Annotated in this window: 14 protein-coding genes and 2 pseudogenes; 7 read left to right on the top strand and 9 right to left on the bottom strand. The window is 66.6% G+C overall.

What is annotated here, in order from left to right:
• A pseudogene (locus NJ1_RS40585) lies at nucleotides 1–131 on the bottom strand (dienelactone hydrolase family protein); the annotation flags it as partial.
• 97 nt (nucleotides 132–228) lie between these two features.
• The gene (locus tag NJ1_RS19120) at nucleotides 229–1,170 is read right to left on the bottom strand and encodes an SGNH/GDSL hydrolase family protein (protein ID WP_157574085.1); all 942 of its coding nucleotides are present in this window, start codon (nucleotides 1,168–1,170) and stop codon (nucleotides 229–231) included.
• A 239-nt stretch (nucleotides 1,171–1,409) separates the two neighbouring features.
• Here NJ1_RS19120 and NJ1_RS19115 point away from each other — a divergent pair, with 239 nt between their 5' ends.
• Nucleotides 1,410–2,393: a DUF2332 domain-containing protein gene (locus NJ1_RS19115; protein WP_067696044.1), complete on the top strand. Its 984-nt coding sequence runs from the start codon at nucleotides 1,410–1,412 to the stop codon at nucleotides 2,391–2,393.
• Between the two features lie 4 nt (nucleotides 2,394–2,397).
• Here the strand turns inward: NJ1_RS19115 and NJ1_RS19110 are convergent, their stop codons facing one another.
• Together NJ1_RS19110 and NJ1_RS19105 are read right to left on the bottom strand one after the other, a co-directional pair.
• Entirely contained in the window at nucleotides 2,398–2,937 is a 540-nt protein-coding gene (locus NJ1_RS19110) for a dihydrofolate reductase family protein (protein ID WP_067696041.1), read from the bottom strand.
• Between the two features lie 3 nt (nucleotides 2,938–2,940).
• Nucleotides 2,941–3,858, bottom strand: coding sequence for a helix-turn-helix domain-containing protein (locus NJ1_RS19105; RefSeq protein WP_245717457.1), 918 nt, complete (start codon nucleotides 3,856–3,858; stop codon nucleotides 2,941–2,943).
• 159 nt (nucleotides 3,859–4,017) lie between these two features.
• Here NJ1_RS19105 and NJ1_RS19100 point away from each other — a divergent pair, with 159 nt between their 5' ends.
• The 5 genes from NJ1_RS19100 to NJ1_RS19080 all read left to right on the top strand — a co-directional run bounded on the left by NJ1_RS19100 (nucleotide 4,018) and on the right by NJ1_RS19080 (nucleotide 8,296).
• The gene (locus NJ1_RS19100) at nucleotides 4,018–4,518 is read left to right on the top strand and encodes a gluconokinase (RefSeq protein ID WP_067696036.1); all 501 of its coding nucleotides are present in this window, start codon (nucleotides 4,018–4,020) and stop codon (nucleotides 4,516–4,518) included.
• A 63-nt stretch (nucleotides 4,519–4,581) separates the two neighbouring features.
• On the top strand, nucleotides 4,582–5,163 hold the full coding sequence (locus NJ1_RS19095; protein WP_067696033.1) for a hypothetical protein: 582 nt from the start codon (nucleotides 4,582–4,584) through the stop codon (nucleotides 5,161–5,163).
• A 242-nt stretch (nucleotides 5,164–5,405) separates the two neighbouring features.
• Nucleotides 5,406–6,278, top strand: a complete 873-nt coding sequence (locus tag NJ1_RS19090) for a hypothetical protein (protein ID WP_157574083.1) — start codon at nucleotides 5,406–5,408, stop codon at nucleotides 6,276–6,278.
• Between the two features lie 156 nt (nucleotides 6,279–6,434).
• The gene (locus tag NJ1_RS19085) at nucleotides 6,435–7,127 is read left to right on the top strand and encodes an alpha/beta fold hydrolase (protein WP_084478488.1); all 693 of its coding nucleotides are present in this window, start codon (nucleotides 6,435–6,437) and stop codon (nucleotides 7,125–7,127) included.
• A gap of 155 nt (nucleotides 7,128–7,282) precedes the next feature.
• On the top strand, nucleotides 7,283–8,296 hold the full coding sequence (locus NJ1_RS19080) for a YdcF family protein (RefSeq protein ID WP_067696025.1): 1,014 nt from the start codon (nucleotides 7,283–7,285) through the stop codon (nucleotides 8,294–8,296).
• A 42-nt stretch (nucleotides 8,297–8,338) separates the two neighbouring features.
• Here the strand turns inward: NJ1_RS19080 and NJ1_RS19075 are convergent, their stop codons facing one another.
• The 5 genes and pseudogenes from NJ1_RS19075 to NJ1_RS19055 form a co-directional block, all read right to left on the bottom strand.
• A complete protein-coding gene (locus NJ1_RS19075; RefSeq protein WP_067696022.1) occupies nucleotides 8,339–9,484 on the bottom strand; it encodes an acyl-CoA dehydrogenase family protein in 1,146 nt (381 codons plus the stop codon).
• Nucleotides 9,485–9,658: 174 nt separating this feature from the next.
• Nucleotides 9,659–9,809, bottom strand: a pseudogene (locus NJ1_RS41185) (hypothetical protein); the annotation flags it as partial.
• Nucleotides 9,810–9,939: 130 nt separating this feature from the next.
• Nucleotides 9,940–10,926 carry an AurF N-oxygenase family protein gene (locus NJ1_RS19065; RefSeq protein WP_067696017.1) on the bottom strand — a complete coding sequence of 329 codons (987 nt, stop codon included), beginning with the start codon at nucleotides 10,924–10,926 and terminating at the stop codon, nucleotides 9,940–9,942.
• A 164-nt stretch (nucleotides 10,927–11,090) separates the two neighbouring features.
• On the bottom strand, nucleotides 11,091–11,792 hold the full coding sequence (locus tag NJ1_RS19060) for a TetR/AcrR family transcriptional regulator (protein ID WP_067696014.1): 702 nt from the start codon (nucleotides 11,790–11,792) through the stop codon (nucleotides 11,091–11,093).
• Between the two features lie 96 nt (nucleotides 11,793–11,888).
• Nucleotides 11,889–12,656 carry a PRC and DUF2382 domain-containing protein gene (locus NJ1_RS19055; protein ID WP_067696011.1) on the bottom strand — a complete coding sequence of 256 codons (768 nt, stop codon included), beginning with the start codon at nucleotides 12,654–12,656 and terminating at the stop codon, nucleotides 11,889–11,891.
• 447 nt (nucleotides 12,657–13,103) lie between these two features.
• Between NJ1_RS19055 and NJ1_RS19050 the strand changes: the two genes are divergently transcribed.
• Nucleotides 13,104–14,657, top strand: a complete 1,554-nt coding sequence (locus tag NJ1_RS19050) for an acyl-CoA carboxylase subunit beta (protein WP_067696008.1) — start codon at nucleotides 13,104–13,106, stop codon at nucleotides 14,655–14,657.

Genomic DNA, 14,657 nt, shown 5'->3' with positions numbered 1-14,657 from the left:
AGCAGCGCGATCGCCGCGGGCGCGGCCAGCCCCAGCAGCCCCAGCCTGCGCAACGCCTCCCGCCGGCCGACTAGGCCCTCGGCGTGATCGGTGGCGATTTCCTCTGCGATGTACCGCTGCAGTGGCGTCATGGGTGAGAGCGTAAGCCGCCGGGGTTACGGGAACCTGGCAATCTCTGGTGAGGAACCGGGCAGTTCGATGACCGGGTGCAGGGGAAGAGCGGTGTCCTCAGCCGGCGGGGTCGGTCAGGAAGTGGTGCAGGGCCTGGGCTACCGCGCTGTCGCCCTGCACGGTCGGGTGGCCGGGCTGGCCGAAGAGGTCGGGGCCGGGGGTGAAGATGCCGTTCAGCCACGGGTCGGGTGCGCACAGGCCGTGCCCCGCGGTCACCGCCGCGGCGTCGAAGTATTCGATGCCCAGGAGCGCGGCCGCGTCGCGCGGGGCTCGGCGGAGGCTGTCGAAGACGTCGGTGACGGCGCCGGCGTGCGGGAGGGTGAGTGGGATCCCCAGGACGTCCATGCAGATCGCGTCGTCGCCGGGGGTGTGCAGTTCCTGGTAGCCGACCAGCACGATTCGCGCGTTGGGGGCGTAGTAGCGGATGTAGGTGACGATGTCGCGCAGGTGCTCGACGTAGTCCTGACCGGTCAGCAGGGTCGGTGGATAACCGTCCGAGGCCGCGTCGGCGGTACTGCAACCGTGCAGGACGTTCAACAGGCAGGGGAGCAGGGCGGACTGCGCCTCGTGATTCGCTCCCCAGGCGTCGTTCAGTCCGAACTGGAGAAGTACTGCGCGAGTGCGGGTTCCGAACGCGCCCGCCGCCGCGGCCTGGCGCGCTTCGGTGAGGGCGGTCCAGTAGGGATCCTCGCCGTGCCGATACATGTACGCCCCGACGCAGGACACGTCTTCGATGTCGCCGTTCTCCCACAGTCCCATTCGCTGTGCCAACTGCGTCGGCCAGGATGTGGACAGATGTGGACAAGCCACGCCGGTGGGCTGTGCCTGCATTGTCGCCCAGGTCGCATTGGCGGTATTCGAATCGCCCATCACGACCAGTGACTTCCCGGAATTCGCCTGACCCGGATCGGATTCCGCACCGGCCACGGGTGCGGTCATCCCGCTCAGCAATGCCACACATCCGAGCGTCATCGCGACAGCACCGACAAGAGAACGCATGTACTCAAATCCTTTCGAGGGATCGCGATCGACCGTCACTCGACAACCCCTCGCGAGTTAAACGATATCATTTAAGAACAAGACTGTTCGCATACCCGCGCATTCGGGATTCCGGCCGAATCGACCCCGTGGCCGCGAGGTTCGCCGCGGAGCGAGCGCGTGCGATACAGCGGGGTGTTGGTAGCGTCGGGAGCGGCGGCCAGGTCGCGGGGACCCGGTCGGGGGAATTGGAGGGGCGCGTGGATACTTCCCGCCGCTATGAACTCTTCGCCGAGAACGAGGCGCGAGGGAATTCGCCGTGCTACGAACTATGGTGTCGTGAAATCGCTTGTGATGAAGACGTTCTCGAGTTGATCGACCAACTCCCACCGGACAAGCGACAGCCCAATCTCGTCCTGGGCGCATGCCGGTACCTCGGTGCCGAGCCGTCGAGGTATTCCGCGTTCAGAACCTGGCTGATCCGGCACTGGGCACAGGTTGCCGGGGTGGCGTCGGTCCGGCGTACCCAGACCAATGAGGCGGGCCGGGCGGCCGTTCTGCTTCCGGCGCTGGCGAGCATTCCGGGACCGCTGTCGTTGATCGAGGTGGGAGCCTCGGCCGGACTGTGCCTGTATCCCGACAGGTACAGCTACAACTTCGACGGCCGGGTGGTCATCGATCCCGCCGACGGTCCCTCGCCGGTGGTGCTGACCTGCGAGACGACGGGCAATCCGCCGCTGCCCGCGACTCTTCCGCGAGTGCTGTCACGCGCCGGGGTGGATCTGAATCCCCTCGACGTCGGCGACGTCGACGAGATGCGCTGGCTCGAATGCCTGATCTGGCCCGAACAGCAGCACCGGCTACGGCGATTGCGCGCCGCGGCCGGTGTCGCTCGCGCGGAGCCACCCCACCTGGTTACCGGTGATCTCCTCGATTCGGTCGCGGATCTCGTCGACGCGGCTGCGGCCGATACCACCGTGGTGGTCTTCGGCAGCGCGGTGCTCGGCTATCTCGATCCCGCCTCCCGTCGTGCGTTCGAGGCGCTGGTGCGGGACCTTCGATGCCGCTGGATCGCCAACGAGGGCGTGGGGGTGATCGAGTCGGTCGCCGCACGACTTCCGCTGCCCCCCAATATGTCTCGCGGAAGCTTCGTGCTCAGCCTCGATGGGGAGCCGCTCGCTTACGCGGGCGCGCACGGGCAATCACTGGACTGGATCGCGGAGTCGGTGCGCGCCCCCGGCTGACGGGTCAGGGGTGGAGCACCTCGTACCGGATGGCGGCGAACTCGCCGTTGTGGGCCACCTCGGTGGTTTTCAGTTCGAGCAGGCGCGGGAGGAGGGGTTGACCGGAGCCGAGGGTGACGGGGGCGATGGAGACGATGATTTCGTCCAGGAGCGTGTGGTCGGCGAACTGGCCGGCCAGGTCACCGCCGCCGACTATCCAGATGTGTTTGTCGCCCGCGGCTTCCGACATCCGCTCGTGGACCTCGGGGATCGGGTCGTGGGTGAAGCGGACGTCGACGGCGTCGGTGCGGGCGGGAAAGGTGCGGTGGGTGAAGATCCAGGTCGGGACGGTGTAGGGCCACGGTTCCCCGGCGGGCGAGTTGTCCAGGAGCCACTGGTAGGTGCTGGCGCCCATGGCGATCGCGCCGATGGTCGGGAGGAAGGTGTTGTACCCCATGGGGCCGTCCGCGTCCGACTTTCGCGACAGCAGCCATTCGAGGGAGTGGTCCGGGGTGGCGATGAAGCCGTCCAGCGTGGTGGCGGTGTAGAAGACGGTGTGGGTCATGGGTCAGCTCCTGTTGCGTAGCCAGAGAATCGGGTCTCCGCTGTCTATTTCCGTTGTGCTGTCGCGGAATTCGGTGCGCAGCCACTGGCGGATCAATTGGCGGCGGTATGCGGAGTAGGTGAGGACGTGAGCGAGAACGCTGCCGAGGACGAAACTCTCCGGCGGATCGCAGAGTGCGTCGATGAGGGTGTCGCCCCAGCCGCCACGGCGATCGATATCGCGTACGACGGCCGTCCAGCGCGCCGAGACATCGTCCAGCCGCACGCTCAACGCGTCGATGTCATCGGATCCGCGAGCCGGATGCTCGGTGCCCTCGATCGCCGCGAGCCACACCTCTTTCGAGCGGATCAGGTGATCCAGGGTGGACGCGATCGAATCATCGGCGCCGTCCCAGTCCAGGGCCGCGGTGTCGTTGCGCACCAGCCGATACCGCTCGTCGTCGAGACCTGCTGCGAGCCTGAGCAGTTCACGGGTGTCGTCCAGATCGTGATGCAGCAGCATTGCCGTCGGGTCCATATCGGATCTGCCCTTCGGGTCGCTCTCCACCCACAGTGACATCGGTGGATGAAAATGGATTCCGTTGGCCGCGGTGAGCCAATTGCGCACCTGCCCACGGGGAGTCGCGCTCGGCGGATGTCCGAACGCCCGGCTGAAGGCCCGGCTGAATCCTTCGACCGACTCGTAGCCCGCCGCGAACGCCACATCCGTGACGGCCGCCCCCGTGCTCAATTGCCAGCAGGCCCGCTCCAACAGAACCCGCCGCCGCATGGCCACCGGTGGCTCACCCGTCCGCCGTGAGAACTGCCGGGTGAAATGAAAGGGTGAGGCATAAGCGCCTGCCGCCATATCGCCCAATGTCGCGTTGTCCTCATCGAGGACTGCGTCGAGCATCTCCCGCAGTCGGTCCCGTCCACCAGTCACGCGTTTCAGTCTGGCCCGTGCCCACAGACCCGCGCTTGACCGATCTTGCGCATGTCCGCCTCCAGCCGCGAGATGTCGATCCCACAGGCCGCTGACCAGGTCCGCTCGGCGGCGGCGGTGCTACCGCGCGGGTATCCGGATCGGCTACCGTGACCACTCATGTCCCGGGATCTGGCGAATGTGGTCGTTGTCGTGATGGGTGTGTCCGGGTCGGGGAAAACCACGGTGGGGGCGCTGCTGGCCGAGCGGCTGGGAGTCGAATACGCCGAGGCCGATGCCTTCCACCCGCAGGCGAACATCGACAAGATGGCCTCGGGCGTCCCGCTGAACGACGAGGATCGCGCACCCTGGCTGGCCGCGATCGCGGAGTGGATCCGGGCGCGGGCCGGTCACGGGGGAGTGGTGTCCTCCTCGGCGCTGAAGCGTCGCTATCGCGATGTGCTGCGCGCCGCCGGTGACGTGCGATTTCTCCATTTGAACGGAAGCCGTGAGGTCATCGCCGCCCGGTTGGCCGGTCGCTCCGGGCATTTCATGCCGGAATCACTGCTCGACTCCCAGTTCGAGGCGCTGGAGCCGCTGTCGGACGATGAGGCCGGGGTGATCGTGGACGTCACCGAAACCCCCGAGCAGATCGTCGCGACGGCGCTGCGCGAGCTGTGAGCCACACCCGGCGCCGAATGCTTGAATGGCAGTGACCGGTATCCGCGCTGGTGAGGGGTTCGCATGCTGCTCGAGAAGAAACGCTGGGCGGGAATCCAGGACGGCTCGGTGACCGTACTGTTCCGCCGCTGGCGCACACCGCAGACCACGGCCGGGCAGACCTATCGAACCGGTGCGGGCCGAATCGTCGTGGAGGCCCAGGAGATCGTGCGGCCCGGCCGGATTCGACTCCGCGACGCCCGGGCCGCCGGCTACGACTCGGTCGCGGCGGTCCTGGCGGATCTGCGCGGCGAGGACTCCGACCCGATCCACCTGCTCCGCATCCGCATGGCCCAGGACGCCGATCCGCGCGCGGAGCTGGCCGCCTCGGACCAGCTCACCGACGGCGACATCGCCACCCTCACAGCGAAACTCACCCGCATGGACACCACCAGCCCGGTCGGGCCGTGGACCCTACCCACCCTGCGTCTCATCGAGCGGTTCCCGGCCACCCGCGCACCGGATCTGGCGGCACGGGCCGGCCGTGACACAGCCAAATTCAAGGTAGATGTCCGAAAGCTCAAGAACCTCGGCCTGACCTACAGCCTCGACATCGGCTACCGCCTCTCCCCACGCGGAATCGCATACCTCCGTACGCAGACCTGACGCAGGGTGAAGGTGAGCCCATCAGCGGCCCGATCGCCGCGCTGCTGCTCATCACCGCCGGTCGTCGGCACGCCTGGAATCAGGTGGGAGGAGCCGGGGTGGAGGCGTTCATCGCTGGACCCTGATCGATCCGGTTGTGGTGCAAAGGATTCGGGGTAAGATCAGCGCCCAGCGTGGTCACCGTAGTTTCGGGTCCGCTCCCGGGAGGCTCGACGGTGATTCGTCGGATCGAGGATGCGTCGATGGCCGTCATGCGGAAATTCGCTGCCCTGTCCGTACTTCCGACGCTTCTGGTCGCCGGCCAGGGCCTTGCCGCGGCCGAACCGGCGCAACCGGAGTCGACCGTGCTACCCGACACCGCGGCCGATCCTGCCGCCGCGCAGTCGAATCCGCATGCATTGCGGGTCGGCGCCGACATCGTGCAGCTGCCCGACTTCGTCGACTCCGGCGTGCGTGATCAAGCCCAGGCCGGCATCGACACCGCGCAATGGCAGATCGCCACCACGTACGACAATCTGGGTTTCCCCGCCAACTCGGCCGATCGCCGCACCGCCTCGACGATCCTGGGTGGGGTCGCGGGCGCATATGTCGGCAAGGTGCTGCTCGCCGCCCCGCTGGGGCTGGCGGGATGCGCGCTGGGGATGGCGGTGGGCGGTATCGCGGGCGCCGTCATCGGCGGTGCGCCGACGGTCGGTGTGGGCGCGCCGCTCGGCGCGGTGGTCGGCGGTCTGGCCGGGTGCACCATCGGCGGCCTGCTCGCGTTCATTCCGTCCGACGCGTTCGGGCTGATCCCGGGCGCGATCATCGGTGGCGCGGCCGGTGGCGCACTGGGTGCGGGCGTCGACGTCCCGGCTCCCGGCACACCGCCGGTGGCCGAGGTTTCCGCGTCGATCCCGAACACCGAGGCGGTGCGATCGGAGCCCGCGGCATCGATTGCGGCGCAGCAGATCTCGGCGGCGGTGGACACGGTCGCCGCCTGCGGTCCGGTGGGCGCGAACGCGGTCTCGTCCCTGCGCGGGGCACTCGACGCCATGCCCGCGCTCGGTCCCGAGGTCCCCGCCCCGGTCGCCGAACCGATCAACGCGCTGTTCACCGGTCTACGCGCGGCGCTCTGACGCCTCCGCTCACAGGCAGAAGCCGACCGCCCAGGTCAGGTCTGACGCGCGCCCCGGATGGTGTGGACCCGGGGCAGGCCACGGCCCGATCCGGCAGGTCTGCCCGGTGATGATTTCCCCTGATACCCAGACGAACATGAGAACGGAATCGCTCCAATGGTTGCACCGAGGCCCCAGCCCTCGCCCATCCTTTTTCTCGGCGGTGCGGGTCTTCCCGAATGGATCTGGGAGGACGTGCGCGCGGAGTTGACCGCCAAATCGGTCGTCGCGTCGTATCCCAGGACCTCCGGCGCCACCCTGCGGCACTACGCCGAGGCAGTCCTCGAACAGGCCCCGGATCGCTCGTTCACGATCGTCGCGCATTCCGTCGGCGGGGTGGTGGCGAGCGAGATCGTCGCGGTGGCGCCCGACCGCGTCGACGCCCTGCTGGGCGTCGCGGCATCGTTCCCCACCCCCGGAACCTCGTTCCTGGGCGCGCTCCCGATTCCCGAGCGCTACATCGTCGGACTCGTCATGCGGCTGTCGGGAACTCGACCGCCCGCGAGCATGATCCGCTCCGGGCTCGGCACCGGTCTCGCGGCCGCCGATATCGATCGGATCGTCGCGGAATTCGATCCCGAATCCCAGCGCCTCTACCGCGATCGCGTCTCCCCACGTGCCTTTCCCACTCATCGCGGATATGTCCGCACAACGCAGGACCGAGAGTTTCTCCCTGCCGCACAGGAGAAGTACCGCGCTGAACTGGGCGGCACCTTCCACCGCGAACTCCCGGCCGGGCACCTGCCCATGCTCCAGGATCCGGCCGCGCTGACCGACATCATCGAGGAGTTCATCGCCGAGGACGGATAGCCGGAGAATAGGCGAGCGCGGGAGACGGCGGCGTCCCCATGGATAGTGGATTGTCGATGAGAACGGGCGTGTGATTTGTCCGGCTGTATGAATTGGCATGGCGTTCAGCGGTACCCGTTTCGAGGGCCGTTTTCCCGGGGCTCTAGGGTGACCCCGTGATTCTGCTCATCGGCGGGCTGGTTCTTTTGGGAGTATTCGCTTTGCGGTTCCATCTGGACCGGCGGCGAGTGAGCAATGGCGTCTATCTGATGCTGGCGCTGATGTGTACCGGAGTCTGGGCGGTCGGATCGGGTGACGATGTCGACCTGGCCCGCGTGCTGGTGCGACTGTTGATCGTGCTTTCGCCGTTGGTGGTGCTGGTGCTGGCCGGTCTGCTGATCGGTAACGGCCGGGAAATGGTGCGCAATGAAGGCTTTCGAGCCGGGAATCTGATGTCGTTCGGGCCGGGAATTGTCCTGCTGCTCCCGTATGGACTGCTCGGTCTCGCGGCGGTAACTGGAAATCTCAGGTCCGTGGCACTGGCCTCCGTGCTGATGGCGGTGGGCTATTTCGGATTCGTATTCGCCAGTTTCGTTCTGTATGCACTGATTTACGGCTCGATGCCGTACCAGCCCGGAATGGATGCCATCGTCGTGCCCGGTTGCGGCCTCATGGGTGCGCGCGTGCCGCCGCTGCTCGCCAGCCGCTTGAATCGAGCGATTCACATCTACTGGGAGGAGGTTGCCGCCGATCGACATCCGGTGATCATCACCTCCGGCGGCAAGGGCGACGACGAGGCGGTGTCGGAAGCCTCCGCGATGGCCGACTACCTCATCGCCCGCGGCATCCCGCCCGAGAGCGTGGCCCGCGAGGAGCAGTCGACCACCACCCGCGAGAACCTGCTCTTCATCAAGCGACTGCTGGGCGAGCGTGGCGTCTCCACCCGAATGGTGCTGGTCACCAGCAACTTTCACGTGCTGCGCACGGCGATCCTGGCCCGTCGGCTGAAACTCGACGCGGAGGTGACCGGCGCTCGCACGGCGTTCTACTACCTCCCGAGCGCCATCCTGCGCGAATTCATCGCGATCCTGGTCGCCTACAAGTGGACCAATGTCGTCGCCTGCCTGCTGCTGGTCTCGCTGCCGCTGGTGCTCGCCCTGTTCACCGGTGGAGTGCCCACGGGGTACTGACTCCGGACCTCGGGGACGAGACATGCTGTGGCGCCGCAATGCTCACAATGAGCGGGCGATGATCTCCTTCATGATCTCGTTGGTGCCCGCGTAGATCTTCTGTACCCGGTTGTCGACCCACAGCCGAGAGATCGGGTATTCGGTCATGTAGCCGTAGCCGCCGTGCAGCTGCAGGCACTCGTCGATATTGGCCATGGCCCGTTCGGTGGTCCACCATTTGGCCATGGCCACGGTGGTGATGTCGAGTTCACCGCGAATGTGCCGGGCGATGCAGTCGTCGGTGAACACGCGCATGACGCGGGCCTCCGTGGCGACCTCGGCGAGGGTGAATTTGGTGTTCTGGAACGCGAAGACAGGTTTGCCGAAGGCCTCACGCTCCCGGGTGTACGAGAGGGTCTGGGCGAGAGCGGTTTCCACCGCCACGGTGGAGCCCACCGCCAGAATCAGCCGCTCCTGCGGCAACTGCTGCATGAGCTGGATGAAACCCTGCCCCTCCTCGGCGCCCAGCAGGTTCGACACCGGCACCCGGACCTCGTCGAAGAACAGCTCCGAGGTGTCCTGGCCGCGCTGGCCGATCTTGTCCAGCACGCGTCCGCGTCGGAAGCCCGCGCGATCGCCCTCGACGAGAATCAGCGAAATGCCCGCTGCCCCGTCACCGCCGGTCTTGGCCACCACGATGATCAGGTCGGCCTGACCGCCATTGGTGATGAACGTCTTCGAACCCCCGACGACGTACTCGTTCCCGTCGCGCACGGCCCGCGTCTTCACGTTCTGCAGATCCGACCCGGTGCCGGGCTCGGTCATCGCGATCGCGCCGACCACCTCGCCGGAGGCCAGGCGCGGCAGCCACAACCGCTTCTGCTCCTCGGTCCCGTAGGCGAGCAGATAATGCGCCACGATCCCGCTGTGCAGCGCGGCCCCCCACGAGGAATCCCCGATCCGGGCCTGCTCCTCGATCAGGACCGCCTCGTGCGCGAAAGTGCCACCGCCGCCCCCGTACTCCTCCGGAATGGACATGCACAGCAGGCCGAGCGAACCCGCCGTCCGCCACAGGTCGCGGTCCACATGGTGCTGCTCGATGAACCGCTCCATATGCGGTGCGATCTCCTTCTCGCAGAAGGAGCGCGCCAGTTCGCGCAACGCGTCGAGGTCATCGTCCAGCCAGGACGAGCGATAGTTGGTGTTCACGTGAGGACTCTCTTCGTCGAGATCAGACCGTGGCGGGCGGGCGGCGAAGAGCCTTGTGCCACAGCGTTCTTACGGGCAGTGGTGAGGTGCCGATGCTCGGGAATCCGGGGATGCGGCTGATGAGGAGTTCGTGCAGGGCCGCGTCGTCCCGCAGGACGGGCCGGGTGTGCTCGACATCGGCGAGCAGTGCCTCGACCGTTTCGCGCGAGCAGGATTTGTTGGTGCCGAGAAATCCGCTGGGCCCCCGCTTGATCCAGCCGGCGGCATAGGTGCCGGGGACGGGGTCGCCGGTGGCGGGATCGATCACCCGCCCGCCGCGGTGCGGGATGGCCGCGCGTTCACGATCCGAAGTCGGGTTCGTCCGGGGTCGGATGAATGCAGTTGACGGGGCACGCGTAGACGCACGAGGCGTCGTTGCAGCAGGACTGGGTGACGATGTGCGGCACGGGCGCGGCTCAGTGCGCGGTGCGGGCGGGTTCGCTGCGGTAGCGCGAGACGTCGCCGTCGATCCGGCAGATCTTCCACAGCAGGCGGGCGAGCGGGTTCATCAGGCCGAGGTCGTTGGCCAGCATGCGGACATCAGCGAAGAAGTCGCGCAGTACTTTTCGTGACTCCGGGCTGCTCCAGAAAACCTCGTTCACCACGTGGCGCGGAACGTCGCAGTCCCGGCGGAACTTTCGGGTGGGCACCGCGATGAGATCGCAGATGATGCGCATGGTCGGCGCGAAAAGCACGGACAGCGTGAACTTCTTCAGCCTGCCCATCCTGGGCACAGCCTGTTCGAGGTAGTTGTGCGCGAAACTGATGTGCCGGGCTTCCTCGGCCACGTGGATCGACATCACCCGCTCGATCATGGGATGGGTGTCCCCGCCCGCCCGCAGTAGCGTCTTCTGGGCGTGGTCGATCGGTTCCTCGCCGGCCAGCACCATGACGAAGAACCACTCCGGAAAGGCCGAGGCCAGGAACGGCACCAGCGGCCCGACGAAGCGCACCCAGGTGCGCATGCCGCCGACATTCATCCCGATCCGGTTCACCACCTCCTGGAACATCATGGTGTGGTTGCACTCTTCGATGGATTCGTGTGTGCAGTAACGGAATTCGGGAGAGCCGTTGGGCAGCGAGAAGACGTACTGCATGAGCCCGCGGATGAGAATGTTCTCGAACTGCAGGCCGACTTTGGCGACATTGGCCTGACGCCACATGCCGATGTGGATCTGGCGATCCTTCGGCAGGGCGCGATACCAGGGGTGTGCGCCGAACGGATCCGCGGGCGGCAGGATCCAGCGCTCGTCGTCGGTGCGGACCGCGAACGCGGGGTCGCTCCAGGCGATGTCGATGTACGGATCGAACCGCTTGTGGACCGATCCGTAGGACAGGGTCGCGAGGGTTTCGGTGTAGTCCTCGTCGGTGTGTGCCGACGCGATATGCGTTGTGGATTCCATGCCCACCACTCCTGATCAAATGAACGTGACACGATGTCGCGATCACGACGTGACACGACGGTACCCCGGGAGTGTCGGCATGGACAAGGGTGATCGCGACATTGTGTCGCAATCAGATTTCGCTCGCCGCTACCGCGTGGCTCCGCGGTCGGTGAGGGTGCGGATCAGAGGTCGGCCGTCGTCTGGGCGAGCAGATCGTGTAGGGGGAGATGCGGATCGATCGTGATGCCGTGCGTGCGGGCATGGCCGTCGACCATGAAGCAGACCGAGTCGGTCAGGAGCCGGGACACGTCAGCGGCGGCCATCTCGCGCGGATCGCTGCGCACCCAGTGCGTCACCGCGCCGTCGACCATCGACACCACCGAGTAGGCCGCGATCTCCACGCCCGGCTCCTCGATGCCGAGCAGTGCCATCGACATCGAGAACAGCGCGGAAATGCGTTCGGCGATAGCGGATTTCGTACCGACCACCACGGCGCGCCCGGCGGGATCCTGACTGCCGGGCCCCTGTTCCACCCACTCGTGCAGGCGCGGCCGGTCCGCGACCAGCGCCACATAGGGGTCGATGATCCGAAAGACCGTGTCGTACAGGCTGTCCGACATATCCAAGGTCGGCATCAGACGGTCGACATTGGACTCGACCGCGAACTCTCGGGTCTTCGCGTCGAGATCCTTGCGATCGGTGAAGTGACGGTAGATCACCGACCGCCGGATCCCGGCGCGCTCGGCGATCGACTGCAACGGAACATCGGTCCCGGGTTCGGATTCGTCGATGAGCGCGATCAGCGCCTCCATGATGGCGCGCCGCCGCTCGAGATTGTGCTCTCCCCACCGCCCACCCTGCGGTTCCGACTGTTCCGACGCCATCCGCCAAGCATCGCATCCGTGCGGGGCCGGGTGGTCCCGCAGGTGCCCCGGGTTCCGGAGCCTTCCCTGGCTCCGGAGCCCGGCGCTGCCGATGATCTATCCCTTACGCTTCGGGTCCTCGTCGATGCCCTCGGTCTCGAAGCGTTCCTTGCGCACGGTGCCGGACACCGTCTGGCTGTCCTGCACCTCGTCGACCGCGAGACGGACCCGCTCGACCGGCACCGCCTCGGTGGTCACCGTGACCCGATCCTCGTGCAGGACCACCTCGGTCTCCTGTTCGCCGAAGTCCATGGTCCCGACCGCATTCGGATCGGTGATCGGCTCCCGTACGAGGTGAACTTCCTCGTGCGAGGTCGGCACCTTGATGGTCTGCTCCTCGGTCACCACGTACTTGCGCAATCGGGCCCGGCCGCTCTCGGCGCGCTGCTTGGCGACCTCGAGGTGCTCCTCCGAGCGCACCAGTCCCTCGTCGGCACCGCGAACTCCGCGCCGCTGCTCGTCCGAATCGCCCTGCTGCCCTGCCGAGTCGGCGAACGCGTCCCACCCGGCCCGCTGCGGGTCGACGTGATAGTGCACGAACAGCTGCTGCTCCTCGTCGGCGCTGATGTCGTGGTCCATGGCGATATGCGGCGCGGACTTCACCTCCTCCTTGTCGACCTGCACCTGCAACTGGTCCGACCCCGCCTGATGCCGCGCACCGGCCAGCGGGACGAGGGAGTCGTCGTGGAAGAAGCCGGTGGACACCGCCGCCCACGTCGGCGAGCCGGAAGCATTGTCGAGGTAGATCTGCTTCACCTTGCCGATCTTGTCGCCACCTCGGTCGTACACGGAATTACCGATGATCTCGTCGAGCAACCCGGTCATGATTCCTCCTCGATCTTCGAATTCGATGGCCCCGCGTATGGCGGGGTGTCCTCGGAAGGAGAGTGAATATGCGATCGACCTGTCCGCCCGGCTTCGCCTCGGCGAAACCAGCGACATGGTGGCAACTACCCGGGTCTCTTGCGGACAAACGTCATGAACTGGCAGAGGTCTGCCTGTTGTCCGGAGAAGCGGTGCGTGAACTGGCACTATGCGGCGGAGGTAACTATTCGATGGATGTTCCCGCTATCGATCCTGGTCGGAGTCTTTTCCCGGCCACAGGTCCGGCCACCGGCGACATCGGCGGACGGGCCGCTCGTGCCGCGCCCACGATGCGAGCCCACCCCGATTGTGATTAGTCCCGGATATCCGACGTGGCCCACCGTTATCCGTCGGCAACGCCTACCCTCGCGGGTGCACAACGGTTGGGTTCGGAAGGCGGCAGTAGGCGTGATCGGTACACGGGCGAAGCTCGACGAGTTGGCCAAGATCCTGGAGATCGCGGCGGAGCCGGCCGGGGAGGCCGGTATCGCCAAGCGCGCGAAGAAGGGGATTCCGAGCGTCCGGCAGCGAGTGCACATGCTGCTCGATCCCGGCACGTTCATCGAGACGGGGGCGCTGGCGCGTCAGCCGGGGCAGGCGGACGCGCTCTACGGCGACGGGCTCGTCACCGGCCGGGGGGCGATCGGCGGGCGGCCGGTGGTGGTGATCTCGCACGATCAGACCGTGTACGGCGGGTCGGTGGGCGTCACCTCGGCCCAGAAGTTCATGCGCGCACTGAAATTCGCGTTCGACAACGCGTGCCCGGTGGTGACGATCAACGATTCGGGTGGGGCTCGGATCCAGGACGCGGTGGGGTCCATCGCCTCGTTCGGCGATATCTCCCGGGTGCTGGAGAAGCTCTCGGGGTACGTGCCGCAGGTGTCGATCATCCTGGGCAAGTGCGCGGCCGGATCGGTGTACGGGCCGATCAACACCGATGTGCTGATCGGTACCAAGGACTCGTACATGTTCGTGACCGGACCGGATGTGATCAAGGCGGTCAACGGCGAGGACGTCACCGCCGAGGAACTCGGCGGAGCGAAGGTGCAGGCCGAACGGGGCACCCTGCATCACGTCGCGGAGACCGAACAGGAGGCCTACGAATGGGCCCGCAACTACCTGAGCTACCTGCCGTCGAGCTGCGTCGAGCAGCCGCCGATCGTGAATCCCGGTCTGGAGCCGGAGATCACCGCGTCCGATCGAGAACTCGACACGATCATTCCGGATTCCGATCGCGCCGGATACGACATGCACGAAATTCTGCTGCGGCTCTTCGACGACGGTGAATTCCACGAGATCCGTGCGGCATTCGCCCCGAACCTGATCACCGGGTTCGCTCGGGTGGACGGTCTTCCGGTCGGCGTGATCGCCAATCAGCCACTGGTGCTGGGTGGTTCGATCGATGCCGCCTGCTCGGACAAGTCGACCTATTTCATCCGGCTGTGCGACGCGTTCAACATTCCGCTGGTGTTCGTCGCCGATACGCCCGGTGTGCTGCCGGGCCTGTCCGAGGAAGCCAGCGGCGTGATCATTCGCGGCGGCCGGGTGCCGCGCGCGATCATCGAGGCGACGGTGCCGATCATCAACCTGGTCGTGCGCAAGTCCTACGGCGGCGCGTACGGCATGATGGGCGCCCGCCAGGTGGGCGCGGATTTCAGCTTCGCCTGGCCGACCGCCCGGATCGCGGTGATCGGCGCGGAGAGCGCGGTGGACCTGCTGGGCAAGCGGCAGTTGGCCGCCGTCCCGGAGGAACATCGTGCGGCGGCACGCGAATTCATGGTCAACCAGTACAACGAGACCATCGCCACCCCGTGGGTCGCGGCCGAACGCGGGTACATCGACGCGGTCATCGAACCCTCGCGCACCCGGCTGGAGATCCGCCACGCGCTGCGGCTGCTGCGTGACAAGCCCAAGGTCAAGCCGGAGTTCAACCCTCGCAAGCATCCGCTGTACCCGATGTGA

Origin of the sequence: Nocardia jejuensis NBRC 103114, assembly GCF_001613145.1 — a bacterium.
GTDB lineage: Bacteria > Actinomycetota > Actinomycetes > Mycobacteriales > Mycobacteriaceae > Nocardia > Nocardia jejuensis.
Note: the sequence above shows the minus strand (reverse complement) of the source record. Positions and strands in the feature narration are given on the sequence as shown.

Excerpts from the sequence above, each read along its gene's own strand:
- NJ1_RS19120 (WP_157574085.1), bottom strand. The coding sequence starts at position 1,170 with ATGCGTTCTCTTGTCGGTGCTGTCGCGATGACGCTCGGATGTGTGGCA.
- NJ1_RS19110 (WP_067696041.1), bottom strand. The coding sequence starts at position 2,937 with ATGACCCACACCGTCTTCTACACCGCCACCACGCTGGACGGCTTCATC.
- NJ1_RS19100 (WP_067696036.1), top strand. The coding sequence starts at position 4,018 with ATGTCCCGGGATCTGGCGAATGTGGTCGTTGTCGTGATGGGTGTGTCC.
- NJ1_RS19095 (WP_067696033.1), top strand. The coding sequence starts at position 4,582 with ATGCTGCTCGAGAAGAAACGCTGGGCGGGAATCCAGGACGGCTCGGTG.
- NJ1_RS19090 (WP_157574083.1), top strand. The coding sequence starts at position 5,406 with ATGGCCGTCATGCGGAAATTCGCTGCCCTGTCCGTACTTCCGACGCTT.
- NJ1_RS19085 (WP_084478488.1), top strand. The coding sequence starts at position 6,435 with ATGGTTGCACCGAGGCCCCAGCCCTCGCCCATCCTTTTTCTCGGCGGT.
- NJ1_RS19065 (WP_067696017.1), bottom strand. The coding sequence starts at position 10,926 with ATGGAATCCACAACGCATATCGCGTCGGCACACACCGACGAGGACTAC.
- NJ1_RS19060 (WP_067696014.1), bottom strand. The coding sequence starts at position 11,792 with ATGGCGTCGGAACAGTCGGAACCGCAGGGTGGGCGGTGGGGAGAGCAC.
- NJ1_RS19055 (WP_067696011.1), bottom strand. The coding sequence starts at position 12,656 with ATGACCGGGTTGCTCGACGAGATCATCGGTAATTCCGTGTACGACCGA.